Below are 13814 nucleotides of genomic sequence, written 5' to 3' on the forward strand. Positions count from 1 at the left end.
TTTAATTAATGATTAGTCATCCTCGATTTCTAAGCCTAATTCATCCAACTGTTTGGCTGAAACTGTTGAAGGAGCATTAGTCAACGGTTCAGATGCTTTGGAATTCTTAGGAAAGGCGATTACTTCACGAATATTATCCTTACCTGACAACAGCATCGCAAACCGATCAAGTCCAATTGCTAGACCACCATGCGGAGGAAATCCATAATCAAAGGCATCCAGCAAAAAGCCAAACTGACTTTCTGCTCGTTCTTTGCTAAAGCCTAATGCTTTAAACATTTTCTCTTGAATATCGCGTCGATGAATCCTAATCGAACCACCGCCCAGCTCATAGCCATTTAAAACAATATCGTAACTTTGCGCATGAGCTTGGTGCGGGTCGGTATCCAGTAAATGGATATCCTCTTCATTTGGCATGGTAAATGGATGGTGGGCCGCAATATAACGGTGGAACTCTTCACTATATTCAAACAATGGCCAATCAACGACCCACAAATAGTTAAACTTGCTTTCATCGATCAAATTCATTTCATGCGCAATACTGGTCCGTAGATAGCCTAATGCATCAGCCACGACTTTGCGCGTATCAGCAACAAACAAGATCAAATCACCAACCTTGGCTCCAGCTGCTGACTTAATTCCAGCAACCTGGTCTTTAAAGAACTTGGCAATTGGGCCAGAAAAGCCGTCGGGCGTAACTTTTAACCAAGCTAACCCTTTGGCGCCAAAGCGTTTCAAATAATCCTGCTTAGCTTCAATTTCTTTACGTGAATAATGGTTGGCGCCATTGGGTACAACGATGGCTTTAACCTGACCACCTTTTTGCAAAACATTTTGGAAGACTTTAAAATCAACATTTTTAACAGCTGCCGCCATATCAATCAATTCCATCCCAAAACGTGTATCAGGTTTATCTGAGCCAAAACGATCCATTGCTTCATCCCAAGTGATTCTTGGTAATGGTAATTTGATTTCGATTCCTAAAACATCCTGCATTACTTTTTTCAGCAAGCCTTCAGTAATACTTTGAATATCTTGCGCTGTCAAAAATGAAGTTTCCAAATCAATTTGGGTAAATTCCGGCTGCCGATCACCACGCAAGTCTTCATCCCGAAAACAGCGAGCGATTTGGTAATAACGATCAAACCCAGCACCCATCAATAGCTGCTTAAAAAGCTGCGGAGATTGTGGTAAAGCATAAAAATGTCCGGGATAGACGCGTGAAGGAACTAAGTAATCGCGTGCCCCTTCTGGCGTTGATTTAGTTAAGTACGGCGTTTCAATATTGATAAAATCTTGATCAGCCAAATAACGATGAACGGCCTGCAAAATTTTGCTGCGTAAAATAATTGCTTGTTGCATTTCTGGACGTCGTAAATCTAAATAACGATATTTCAAACGTAAATCATCCGCAACCTTGATACCATTTTCAATATAAAATGGTGGTGTTTTTGCCTTACTCAAAATATTAACTTGATGAGCCTCAACTTCAATCGTTCCAGTTTTCATTTTAGAATTTATTTCTTCATCCGCGCGACGAACAACGATCCCACTGACTTCGATCACGTACTCATTCCGTAACTGATCAGCAATTTTTAGTGCATCTGGTTCAAATTCTTGACTAAAAACTAATTGCACGATTCCTTCACGATCACGCAAATCGATAAAAATTAAATTTCCTAAATCACGCCTTTTTTGAACCCAACCTTTTAGACAAACTTGCTGGCCTAAAAAGCTTTCATTGACTAAGCCGCAATAAGTTGTTCTTTTCATCTTGTTCTTTGCTCCTTTTTCTCAGTAATCTTTTGCCAAACAGCTGTAAAATTCGTCAACGCTGCAGTTAAATCAATTGTTGTTTCCTGACTCGTCGCCATGTTTTTGACTTTAGCAACTTGCTTTTCCAATTCAGCTTCACCAATCGTAACTGTAAAACTTGCCGCTTGCCGGTTAGCTGCTTTGAATTGCCCCTTAGGCTTACGATTCAGATAATCCCGATCAGCTGTTAAACCAGCTTGGCGAATAGCTTGTACCAGCTGGAGAGTAACCGCATCAGTGGCCTGACCGATTCCAACAACATATACATCTAATTGATTAGCCAGCTGCTGGCTGTTGCCCTCGGCCTCCAACACTAACAATAACCGCTCGACACCCAGCGCAAAACCAATTCCAGGAACTTCTGGACCGCCTAATTGCTCAACTAAGCCATTATAGCGTCCACCAGCACAGACAGTTGTCCATTTGCCACCAAAAGCTTTTGAATCACTCATAATTTCAAAAATCGTATGATTGTAATAATCCAATCCGCGAACCATTGTCGGATCGATTTCAAAGTCGATTTTCAAGGCATTTAAACGATCCTTGACTTGTTGAAAGTGCTCGGCAGCTGCACTTGTTAAATAATCAGTAATTTGCGGTGCATTTTTAACAATGACTTGATCTTGGGAATCTTTGCTGTCTAATACCCGCAATGGATTCTTCTTTAACCTAATTTGCGAGTCTTTGCTTAACTGATCAGCATACGGCTGCAAATAATCAACCAACGCTTGATGATAAGCTGCTCGTGAAGTTCGATCACCTAAGGTATTTAAAACTAATTTGACGTTTTTTAACCCCATGCTTTGCAGTAAATCAAGGGCCATCGCCATGACTTCAACATCCAAGGTCGGATTATCGACTCCAAAAGCTTCTACTCCGATTTGATGAAACTGTCTGAGTCTTCCCGATTGCGGTCGCTCATAACGAAACATCGGTCCCAAATAATAAGTCTTAAATGGTCGCTGAATTTCTGGCCCGTAAAGTTTGTTTTCAACATAAGCGCGAACAACCCCCGCCGTTCCTTCTGGTCGCAAAGTTATATGCCGTTGCCCTTTATCGTAAAAATCATACATCTCTTTGGTAACAATATCTGATGTTTCACCTGAAGTCCGTGAAAAGACTTCAAAGCTTTCAAAAATTGGAGTCCGAATCTCCTGATAACGATATTTTTTAAAAACCTGGCGTGCAATTTTTTCAACAAATTGCCATTTTTCAGACTCACCGGGAATGATATCATTTGTGCCCTTTGGACGCTGATACTTCATTGATTTATCCTCCTTAAATAAAACAAAATAAAAAAGCCCTGTCAATTCGACAAGGGCGCAATCAGCACGGTACCACCTTTATTTAACACTTTTGGATAACGCCCCATAGCGGCATCTGCTAAAATGCACCTCGAAAGTGTCTTTTGCTTGTCTGTTCAGCAGGCCTTTCACCAAATCACCCTTCGCTGTTTCTGAAAACCCAAGCTACTTTTCTTCCGTTCGGTTTTAACTATACTGTAGTAAAAGATACCTGAAATTAACTACTAAGTCAAGTTAGTTTAAAAATCAGGAATAAAAAAATGATTTCTTTATAATCGCAACATTTATTTGTTATAATTATCAATTGAAAACTAATTAATATATTGGAGTTAACAACAGCCATGAGAAGTAAACGTTCAAAAATCGCACATCGGCATCAAAGTCTGATTTTTTTAATAACTGTCACATTTCTGCTAGCGGGCATCCTTTGCTGGCGAACATATTCTTATTTTAAACAAGTCGAAGTTAACGTTGCTCAAGTCCAATTGCGTCAAGGACCCGGCATCGAATACCAAGCCAAGGGCCAGCTCAAACGTGGGAGTCGAATGACTGTCTTGCGCGAAAAATATCGTTGGTATTATGTCAAAACTGCCAATAATAAGTTCGGCTGGGTTGCTAGCTGGAATCTTAATCCTCAGGGTTCACAAACTGTCACCAAATTAAATAATGCCACGATTGTCCTTGATCCCGGTCACGGCGGTAGCGACTCCGGGGCACTTTCTGCTAATGGTAAGATGGAAAAAACTTATACTTTAAAATTGGCTAAAAAAGTTGCTGCTTTGCTTCGGCAAAAAGGCGCCAAGGTTTATTTGACCCGTACAAGTGATAAATTTGTCAGTTTAGCAGCTCGGCCTGCTTTATCAAATCAAGTCCATGCCAATGCTTTCATTAGTTTTCATTTTGATTCTTCACCTCAGCAAAATTTGGCTTCCGGTGTAACAACTTATTATTACCACCGTCAATTGTCGTATAGTTTAGCACATACTATTAACCAACAACTAAATAACTTGAACTTAAAGAATCGTGGAATCGACTTTGGCAACTTTGAAGTCATTAGAGACAACGATTACCCAGCCGTTTTGCTAGAAATGGGCTACATTAATAGCGATCATGACTTTGCCGAAATCAGATCTAATCAATATCTGGCAGAAGTTGCCAACGATGTCGTTAAAGGTCTTAGCAATTACTTTGCTACCAGTTCTTCAACTAATTAAGACGAAAAAGCTGATTGAGTGCTTGATAACTGCTAAATTTTAAGTCATAAGCAGTGAAATTTATGAGTTCATCCGGCGCAAATAACCAGCCCTGCATCCCAGCTCGCTGGCCAGCAACAATGTCTAACGGTCGATCGCCGATCATTACTGCTGTAGCTGGATCAATCGTATATTTGTGGCACAAATAATTTAAAGATGCCGGATCAGGTTTGCGTGCAAATTTCATTTCTGCTGTAACTCCGCCAGTAAAAAACTTTTCCAAATCATCATTTTTTAGTAACTGCCAAGCAGATGAGTCCCGGTGAGTCAACAAAAATTGCTGTTTGCCTTGTTGAAACAATAATTGGCAAACGGTGCTTACTCCTGACATTGGTTTTGCTGACAGTGAATGTTGACTTTCCAATTTGCGATAGATTGTCCAAATTTGCTGCCTTAGATCATGCTTTTCACTAAAAAAAGTGTCAAAGGTCTGATGAACTGAGGTCTGCCGAAAATGACGAAAAATCTGTTGATAATCTAAAGAAATGTTAAAATTTTCAGCCGCTTGCAACAAACTCGCGGTCATTTCTGGATAGGTGTCGTAAAGCGTTCCATCAAAGTCCCAAAAGACTGTACTTATCTGCTTAACCACTTCTTTATTCTTCAAACTTGCTTGCTCCTCTTTTTCAACCAATCAACGGCAATATTCATCGCCAGGCGACAGGCATTGGTCTTATCTAGCTGATTTTTCGTAACAAAATCGTGAATAATCCCTTGTAAGCGTAACTCAGCCACTTTACCACCAGCATCTCGCAATTTACGTGCTAAAGCTTCTGCTTCATCGCGAACTGGATCAGCTTCTGCAGTTAAAATCAAAGTTTCTGGTAACTTTTTTAATAATTCAAATGAAGCCAGCAATGGCGAATAGTGCCAATCATTTCTTTGCTCATCTGTTTGCAGATACTGTTGCCAACACCACTTCATCTCTTCGCGGGTCAAATCGTAACCACCAGCATATTGCAGGTAAGATTCAGTCTCAAAGCTGGCATTCACAACTGGATAGAATAAAAGCAGTTTATAAATTGGCAGCTGCGCGGTTTGAGCCAAAGTTAAAGCTAAACTAATGGCCATTCCACCACCAACATCATCTCCAGCTAACATTAAACGTTCCAGCGACAAGGGCGTTTTTGCTGTCAGCTCCGGCAGTCTTAAAAAGCATTGCTGCAGTTGCTGCAATTGAAACGGAGCTTTTTTTTCCGGTGCTAAAGCATAGCAGGGGAAAATTACGGCCGCATGTGAGCGGTAGACGATCTCGCGGACCATTTTATCATGCGAAAAAATCCCACCATTAACAAACTGTCCGCCGTGAATATAAAAAATAGTTGGAATTTTTTCGCCTGGCCGTAAGTGATGTGGAAAGTAAACTCTAACTGGTAATTCTCCTAAATCATTACCTAAATCAAGTTTTAAATCGTGAAACTTGACAGGATGGATGAAAACCGTTGAACGCTGATCAAACCTCAACTGTTGCCGTAAGACTTCTAAACCAATGGTAGTTGGCACAAAAATGTCTTGATGCTGCAGGCAGAGGTTTTTGGCTGCTGATTCCAAAGAAATTAATCGCAATTGTCACCCTCCTTTATTTAACCCAAATTATCAGTATCATAAATTAAGGTTACTGGGCCGTCATTAATCAACTCGACCTGCATGTCTGCTCCAAACATTCCTTCTGCCACTTTTAGTCCTTCAGTTCTCAAAGCCTGATTAAATACTTGATAATTTTTCTGGGCCGCAACTGGATCTTGCGCTAAAGAAAAACCTGGCCGATTGCCTTTGCGTAAAGCAGCATACAAAGTAAACTGTGAAACTGAAAGGATTTCCCCGCTAACTTGATGAATGTCTAAATTTAACTTGCCACTTTTATCGGCAAAGACCCGCACATGACTAATTTTATGCACTAAATAGTCAATTTGTTTTTGAGTATCGCCAGCTTCAAAACCAACTAACAACAAGTAGCCTTGATCTATTTGTCCGACAACTTGCTGATCAACTTTAACACTTGCCTTTTTAACTCGCTGTAAAACAATGCGCATTTTTTCTGATCACCTGCTCTTTTATCTAATGGATCGTTCGCTTGACAACATAAACATCTGGAACTTTTTTAATATTATCGATCACTCGTTGCAAATGTAAACGATCTTTGATCCCGACGGTGACTTCCATCGTCGCCAATTTGTTATGGTCAACGCGTCCATTGACCGAACTCAACTGACGCGTACTGTTATTTAAGGCTTGCAGCACATCATTTAATAAGCCATTACGATTATATCCTTGAATTTGCAGATCCGCATTGTAATAAGTCTGGCTTTCGGGATCAATATTCCATGAAACCTCAATCAAACGACTGCCATTCTTTTCAGCATTTTTAATATTAGGACAATCCGCTCGATGGACTGAAACCCCGCGTCCCTTGGTAATGTAACCAACAATTTCATCGCCTGGAATCGGATTACAACAATGACTCAAACGAACTAAAAGATTATCAACTCCCTCAATTACTACTGCACTATCTTTACTGACAGGAGTATTTTGCTGACTTTCATGAGAAATTTCTTTGTGTTCTTCTAATAAAGCCTTTTGCGCCTCGAGCTTTTTATCCACTTCACGCTGTTGCCGGATCTTTTCCGTCAAAATATTGATGATTCCTAAGGGTGCCAACTCACCAAATCCTAACGCGGCATAAAGATCATCAGCACTTGAAAATTTGCGTCGTTGCAACGCCTTATCGATATTCTCTGGTACTAAGATCTTCTTTGGTTCAAACCCCATTTCAATCAAATTGGTATTTAAAATTTCTCTTCCTTTTTCAATATTTTCTGTCCGATCGCGCTGTTTAAAGAAACGTTTAATTTTGTTTCGGGCTTTATTAGTATGAACCAATTTCAACCAATCACGACTCGGGCCAGTTGAGTTTGTGGAAGTCAAAATATCAACGATTTCGCCATTTCTGATTTGGTAATCAAGTGGCACAATTTTGCCATTTACTTTAGCCCCAACTGTCTTATTGCCGATCTCAGTATGAATTGAATAAGCCATATCTAACGGACCGGCTCCTTTGGGCAGTTCCAAAACATCGCCCTTCGGAGTAAATACATAAACACGGTCGCCAAAAAGATCCCCCTTGACACTCTCCATAAATTCAGCAGCGTCATTGCTTTCATCCTGGAGTTCAACGATTTCTTTGAACCAGTTAAGCTTATTACCAGTTTTATCGGGTTTAACACCATTCGTTTTGCCTTCTTTATAGGCCCAGTGCGCCGCGACCCCATATTCAGCAACCCGATGCATTTCTTCCGTTCGAATCTGGACTTCAAACGGTTTGCCATTTGGCCCGATAACGGTTGTGTGCAACGATTGATACATATTAGCCTTGGGCATGGCAATATAGTCCTTAAAACGCCCGGGCATTGGTTTCCATTTAGTATGAATTGCACCCAAAACAGCGTAACAGTCTTTGATTGAACTAACGATTACCCGTACTGCCAGCAGATCATAAATCTGACTAAATTGTTTATGTTGATCTTTCATTTTGCGATAAATTGAATAAATATGCTTAGGACGGCCGTAAATCTCGCAGTCCAAATGCAGATCAGCGATTGCACCCTTGATTTCTTCAATCGCACGATTAATATAGGCAACTCGTTCCGCACGCTTCGAATTCATTAAATGCACGATTCGATAATATTGCTGCGGATTCAAATAACGCAAGGAAATGTCTTCCAATTCCCATTTGATCGTACTAATTCCTAAGCGATCGGCCAATGGTGCATAGATTTCCAGTGTTTCATTAGCGATCCGCCGTTGTTTATCCGGTCGTAAATGATTGAGTGTCCGCATATTATGTAAACGATCGGCTAATTTAACGATAATTACTCGCAAATCTTTGGACATCGCCAACAACAATTTACGGTGGTTCTCTGCTAATTGTTCTTGATGAGATTTATAACGGATTTTGCTCAGTTTAGTCACGCCATCAACGATCACCTCAACATCGTGTCCAAACAACTCACCAACATCGCCCAAGGTGACATTAGTGTCTTCAACAACATCATGTAAAAAACCAGCACAAACTGTTGCCGGATCCATTTTCAAATTAGCTAAGATACCAGCCACTTGAATCGGATGCATAATATATGGTTCACCTGATTGACGACGTTGATCCTGATGAACATAAGCTGCAAAGTTATAAGCCTTTTTAACTAACTCTACGTGCGTTTGGTTCATATACTTTTCAACCATTTGAAAAACATCTTCCGCCGTCCAAGTCATTTCTTTTGCCATTTTATTCACTCCCCCTAAATCAACTACCTGTCACTAAAGCAACAAGTTCCCCTCATCTAGTAACGAAATAAAAGCGGTCAGCACCGTTTTTAAAAAAGTTGATCACTTTCGGAAAGCTCCATATGCTAAAAATGTAAAAATTACATAAGCCCCCGCAAAATAATAAGCATAGCTATCAAAAAAGAAATGAACGCCAATCAAATAAACGACCGGAAAGAACAGCAAATATACTAGTGGCTGTTGTTTTAAACCGACTATCACTCCGACCACTAATGAATAAATGACGTTAATTCCAAATAATATCAAACCTAGTCTTTGAACATCCGAGGCGTTAGTTTCAATAAAAATTATTGGAACAACAAAAGAAAGCGCCGCCGCCAAAGCCAAATACCAAAGAGCTGTAACTGAAAAAAGCTTACTCCGATTCATTGTAAAATCTCCGTTTCTTTTAATTGTTATTATTTTACCCTAATTCTAAGGCAAAAGAAAGTGTCGCTAATAAATACCAAGGTGCTGTTTCGGCCCGCATGATCCGAGGTCCTAAGCCAGCTAAATAACATCTTTGCTGTTGAAGATAAGCAACTTCAGCCAATGAAAGCCCACCTTCTGGGCCAAAAACTGCAACTAGAGTTGGTCTGGTCTGCTGTTTTGTTAATTGCTGTCTGATTTTTTGAATAATCAGTGGCAAAGCTTGTTTCTCACCTTGTTTAGCTGATTCTTCGTAAGCTGCTACTCGATACTGGTATTTTGAAAAATCAAATTTTTTCAACTCCGTTACAAAGTTAATTAACGGTACCTGGGTTCGATGCGATTGTTCAGCAGCTCCTTGAGCGATTTTTTGCAATCGTCCCAACTTCTTAGAAGCTTTTTGCTCATTCCACTGAGCAACAGAAAAATCAGCGTTGAAAAAAATAATGCTGGCTGCTCCTAATTCGGTTGCTTTTTGAATTAACAAATCTGGTTTGGAATTTTTGATCAATCCGGCTAAAATTGTTATTTTGACTGGAAGTTCGACCTGAGGCTGACTTGTCTTGAGCGTTTTAGCAAAAGCTTGATCAGCAAAAACGCGGGTTAGTTTCATTAATTTAACCCTTTGCTGTTGGTCTACCAATTCAAACATTTGACCTTCTTTATCCCGCAAGACTTTAATTGCATGATGAAAAATTTGAGGCTCTAATTGATAATCTGCTGGAACCTCGCTTAATTTAGTAAAATAGCGTTGCATTGCTGACTCCTTAATCATTTTTTTGAGCAACGATCCCCAACCAATTTTTCAATTGTGATTTTTGTAGAACCGTAAAATTATTCTGTAACAGTGCAGTTTCAACAATTGTTTGTTTTTCAAGAATTATTCCTGAAAGAATCAACTTTCCTTTCGACTTCAAATAATGAGCGACCGTTGGCAATAATTGTAAGATCAGATTTGGTAAAAGATTAGCAATTATTAGATCAGCTGGCCTTCTTGCATTTTGCAATAAATTACTCTGCATGAATGAAACATTCTTAGCTAAGCCGTTGAGCTGCAAATTTTTCTTAGCCGCTGCTAAAGCAAGCACGTCAAGCTCATAGCCATCGACCCACTCAGCTCCTAACAAGCTGGAAGCTAAACTTAAGATCCCTGAACCAGCTCCAACATCAATTACTGACTGATTGGTAAGTAAGCTTTCCTCGAGTGCTTGCAGTGCTAAAATCGTAGTTGGATGCATTCCCGTTCCAAAAGATTGACCAGGGTTCAATTTCAGCACTATTTCACCCTGAAACTTGGAGCAATATTTTTTCCAAGCGGGAACGATCGTTAAGAAATGACTAATATGCTGAATATTATAATAATTTTCCCACTGATGCTGCCATGTCTCTTCATCAACTTGGACTACTTTCCAAGTCAGTGCGCCGACTTTTAATTGACAATTTCTCAAACTATTTAATTGCTGTTTTATTTCAGTAAAATTCTGATCCCATTCAGGTGTTATATTAAAGTAGCCAATTAACTTAACTGGTTGTCGCGAATCACCTTGAAAATCCAAATCATCAATTTGATTTCCCAAACTGCCTGCTTGTAATAATATTTCACTCGCAGCCGCAACCGCTTGATTATCAAGTGAAATGGTCAATTTATTCCATTGCAAAAACTCGTCCTCCGTATTCTTCAATGTTAATGTCTATAAGCTATCTTAGTAGCTCAAAATTAGACTGGCAATCATTATTTTAAAATTACTAGTTATTTCAGTCGTTTTTTGCTAAAATTTACTTGAATTTAATTCGAAATCAAATATGCCATTTGATCAACTACAGCTTAAAGATCTATAATTAATTTAATTGCTATTATGAATACTTAATTAACCAGTAGCAATGACTTAATGACAATTGGTGATTATAGCTATTTTTTCCAAAAAACAGTACAAATTGGGAGGGACAGGTAACAGCCTTTTCTAGGTTGTCAAATCAATGATAAAGTTTATAGGATTGATACTTTACATATTTTGGATTTTGTTATTGTTTTTAAAATATCAACAACTAGTTAAAAATCGGCATTTTTCTTACAAAGAACTTTTTTTTGGCCATCTTTCTTGGTATCAAAATTCACGCAATTGGGTCTTGATTTTAGCTATTTTAATTTGTGAATTGACACTAAAGTTAAAAAGTATTTATCTCTTACTAGCCTTGACTGGTTTATTACTTTTATTAATTAGTGGACTCAACTGGCATTTTAAAATCCAACGCTCTATCATAACTTTAAGTGTCTTTTTTCTTGGAGCTTTAATGATGTTTGGTAGCGGCTGGATCCTTTATCAGCTTTAAGAACTATAATTTTGCTGAATTAAATTAAATCTTGAAAATCAAGGAGATAATTAAATTGAAAATCGTATTTGATCTTTGGCGTTATTCTGATTGGGGATACACAGTTGAAACACGGGAAAATGGCAAGTTGCATAAATTTGAGCGCTATGACGTTCACGACAAGCTTCTAGCTAGTTTTACCCCAAAGGATTTACAACAAATGGCTACTTGCATCGAAAAGTTAAATGATGGTGAGGATTTGCTTAACTGGAACGATTTGGATCCTTTACCAGCAACAAGCAAGTAAACTATAGTTCAGCCAATTAGCAAAAATGCAGGTGGTCATTAGCCTGCATTTTTTTACTATTACTAAATCAATTATCATCTCTTTTTCTGTCAACTTGGCTACCATACGCCATTTTATTACACCCGCTAAACTATTTATTTTGTTCTTCATCTGTCTTCAAAACTGCCATAAATGCCTCTTGTGGAACGATCACTCTACCAACAGCTTTCATCCGCTTTTTGCCACGTTTTTGTTTTTCAAGCAATTTTGCCCGTCGATCTGGATCGCCAGTATGAATCCGTGCAGTAACATCTTTGCGATAGGCTTTGATATTTGTTCGAGCAATTATTTTAGCACCAATTGCAGCTTGAATTGGAATTTCAAAGTTTTGCCGAGGAATAATGGCTTTAAGTCGAACCGTTATTTCTCGACCACGCTGTTGAGCATTTTGACGATGAGTAATAAAACTTAACGCATCAATTTTTTCTCCATTCAATAAAATATCAATTTTAACTAGATCACTTGGCTGACTAGTACTCAATTCATAATCAAGCGAAGCATAACCACGGGTGCTTGATTTCAATTTATCAAAAAAATCATAGATGATTTCTGCCAATGGAATTTGATAGATCACATTTACTCGATAATCATCTAGATAGTCCATCGTAACAAATTTGCCACGTTTTCTTTGGCAAAGTTCCATAACGGCACCCACATAATCATTGGGTACCATGATAGTTGCTTTGACAAACGGCTCGTTAATCTGTTTAATTTGAGCGATGTCGGGCATTTCAGATGGATTAGCGACTTTCAAATGTGATCCCTCAGCTAATTCAACATCATAAGTAACGGTTGGAGCCGTAGTAATCAAGTCCATATTAAATTCACGTTCCAATCGTTCTTGTACTACATCCATATGCAACAAACCCAAGAAACCACAGCGAAAGCCAAAGCCTAAGGCCTGCGAAGTTTCTGGTTCAAACTCCAACGCTGCATCATTAAGCTTCAATTTTTCCAAAGCTTCCCGCAAATCATTATACTTTGCATTATCTGTTGGATAAAGGCCCGCAAAGACCATTGGATTCATTTCACGATAACCCTTCAATGGTTTCGCAGCCGGATTAATAGCTGAAGTCACCGTATCACCAACCCGGGTATCTTTGATATCTTTAATACTAGCAGTTAAATAGCCAACATCTCCAGCCATTAAATAGTCACGTTGCAATGGCTTAGGCGAATTAACCCCAACTTCAGTCACCTCATACTCAGTCTGACTATTCATTAACCGAATTCGATCGCCAGGTTTGACTACCCCATCGACAACTCTAATACTTAAAACGACTCCTCGATAATCATCATAAATTGAATCAAAGATCAAAGCTTTCAACGGTGCTTCTAAATCACCATCAGGAGCTGGTACCTGATGAACGATTTTTTCCAGGATCTCTTTAATACCAATTCCTTTTTTAGCACTAGCCAAAACTGCCCCAGTGGCATCTATACCGATCACATCTTCAATCTGTTGGCGCACTACTTCTGGTTGCGCCGATGGCAAATCAATTTTATTGATCACTGGTATAATTTCCAAATCATCGTCAATTGCTAGATAAACGTTAGCGACTGTTTGTGCTTCGACCCCTTGAGCAGCATCAACAACCAAAATTGCTCCTTCACAGGCTGCTAAGCTGCGTGAAACTTCATAGGAAAAATCAACATGACCTGGGGTGTCAATCAAATGGAAAATATAAGTCTGACCATCATCTGCCCGATAATGAAGTTCAACCGCGTTTAGTTTAATCGTAATGCCGCGTTCTCTTTCCAAATCCATAGAATCCAACAACTGATCTTTCATTTCCCGTTTTGAAACGGTATCCGTCAACTCAAGAATTCGATCAGCCAAAGTGGACTTACCGTGATCAATATGTGCAACGATTGAAAAATTTCGAATCCGCCGCTGCCGTTGCTTCATTTCTTTCAGATCCATTTTTATGCCTACTTTCTATCTACTTAACAGAATTATATCAATCATTTAAATCGAATACAATTAAGGGAAAACAAACCATCCTAGAAATAAAAATGGAGTCGCCGGCTTAAAAC

The 13814-nt window shown here is 39.1% G+C and carries 13 protein-coding genes; 3 read left to right on the plus strand and 10 right to left on the minus strand.

What is annotated here, in order from left to right; all coding sequences use genetic code 11:
* Positions 1-12: 12 nt before the first annotated feature.
* Both aspS and hisS read right to left on the minus strand, forming a co-directional pair.
* Positions 13-1773: an aspartate--tRNA ligase gene (gene aspS / locus KH893_RS04795; RefSeq protein WP_281165010.1), complete on the minus strand. Its 1761-nt coding sequence runs from the start codon at positions 1771-1773 to the stop codon at positions 13-15.
* Positions 1770-3080, minus strand: coding sequence for a histidine--tRNA ligase (hisS, locus tag KH893_RS04800; RefSeq protein ID WP_281165011.1), 1311 nt, complete (start codon positions 3078-3080; stop codon positions 1770-1772). Before hisS ends, aspS begins: the two co-directional genes overlap by 4 nt.
* A 380-nt stretch (positions 3081-3460) precedes the next feature.
* Here hisS and KH893_RS04805 point away from each other — a divergent pair, with 380 nt between their 5' ends.
* Positions 3461-4333 carry an N-acetylmuramoyl-L-alanine amidase family protein gene (locus KH893_RS04805; RefSeq protein WP_281165012.1) on the plus strand — a complete coding sequence of 291 codons (873 nt, stop codon included), beginning with the start codon at positions 3461-3463 and terminating at the stop codon, positions 4331-4333.
* Here KH893_RS04805 and KH893_RS04810 read toward each other — a convergent pair.
* The 7 genes from KH893_RS04810 to prmA all read right to left on the minus strand — a co-directional run bounded on the left by KH893_RS04810 (position 4326) and on the right by prmA (position 10779).
* Positions 4326-4979, minus strand: coding sequence for an HAD-IA family hydrolase (locus tag KH893_RS04810; protein WP_281165013.1), 654 nt, complete (start codon positions 4977-4979; stop codon positions 4326-4328). The genes KH893_RS04805 and KH893_RS04810 overlap by 8 nt on opposite strands.
* The gene (locus KH893_RS04815; RefSeq protein ID WP_281165014.1) at positions 4976-5938 is read right to left on the minus strand and encodes an alpha/beta hydrolase; all 963 of its coding nucleotides are present in this window, start codon (positions 5936-5938) and stop codon (positions 4976-4978) included. The genes KH893_RS04810 and KH893_RS04815 overlap by 4 nt, the downstream gene beginning before the upstream one ends.
* Before the next feature lie 17 nt (positions 5939-5955).
* Positions 5956-6405, minus strand: coding sequence for a D-aminoacyl-tRNA deacylase (gene dtd / locus KH893_RS04820; RefSeq protein WP_281165015.1), 450 nt, complete (start codon positions 6403-6405; stop codon positions 5956-5958).
* A gap of 25 nt (positions 6406-6430) precedes the next feature.
* The gene (locus tag KH893_RS04825; protein WP_281165016.1) at positions 6431-8653 is read right to left on the minus strand and encodes a RelA/SpoT family protein; all 2223 of its coding nucleotides are present in this window, start codon (positions 8651-8653) and stop codon (positions 6431-6433) included.
* Between the two features lie 102 nt (positions 8654-8755).
* Positions 8756-9082 carry a hypothetical protein gene (locus KH893_RS04830; RefSeq protein WP_281165017.1) on the minus strand — a complete coding sequence of 109 codons (327 nt, stop codon included), beginning with the start codon at positions 9080-9082 and terminating at the stop codon, positions 8756-8758.
* Positions 9083-9116: 34 nt separating this feature from the next.
* On the minus strand, positions 9117-9878 hold the full coding sequence (locus KH893_RS04835; RefSeq protein ID WP_281165018.1) for an RsmE family RNA methyltransferase: 762 nt from the start codon (positions 9876-9878) through the stop codon (positions 9117-9119).
* A gap of 10 nt (positions 9879-9888) precedes the next feature.
* Entirely contained in the window at positions 9889-10779 is an 891-nt protein-coding gene (prmA, locus tag KH893_RS04840; RefSeq protein ID WP_281165019.1) for a 50S ribosomal protein L11 methyltransferase, read from the minus strand.
* Between the two features lie 367 nt (positions 10780-11146).
* On the opposite strand from prmA, the gene KH893_RS04845 reads away from it, so the two are divergent.
* Together KH893_RS04845 and KH893_RS04850 are read left to right on the plus strand one after the other, a co-directional pair.
* The gene (locus KH893_RS04845) at positions 11147-11452 is read left to right on the plus strand and encodes a hypothetical protein (RefSeq protein ID WP_281165020.1); all 306 of its coding nucleotides are present in this window, start codon (positions 11147-11149) and stop codon (positions 11450-11452) included.
* A gap of 55 nt (positions 11453-11507) precedes the next feature.
* Positions 11508-11738, plus strand: coding sequence for a hypothetical protein (locus KH893_RS04850; RefSeq protein WP_281165021.1), 231 nt, complete (start codon positions 11508-11510; stop codon positions 11736-11738).
* 130 nt (positions 11739-11868) lie between these two features.
* Here KH893_RS04850 and lepA read toward each other — a convergent pair whose 3' ends face one another.
* Positions 11869-13701, minus strand: a complete 1833-nt coding sequence (gene lepA / locus KH893_RS04855; protein WP_281165022.1) for a translation elongation factor 4 — start codon at positions 13699-13701, stop codon at positions 11869-11871.
* Between the last annotated feature and the right edge of the window lie 113 nt (positions 13702-13814).

It is taken from the genome of Liquorilactobacillus sicerae (genome assembly GCF_029916425.1).
Classification (GTDB): Bacteria; Bacillota; Bacilli; order Lactobacillales; family Lactobacillaceae; genus Liquorilactobacillus; species Liquorilactobacillus sicerae.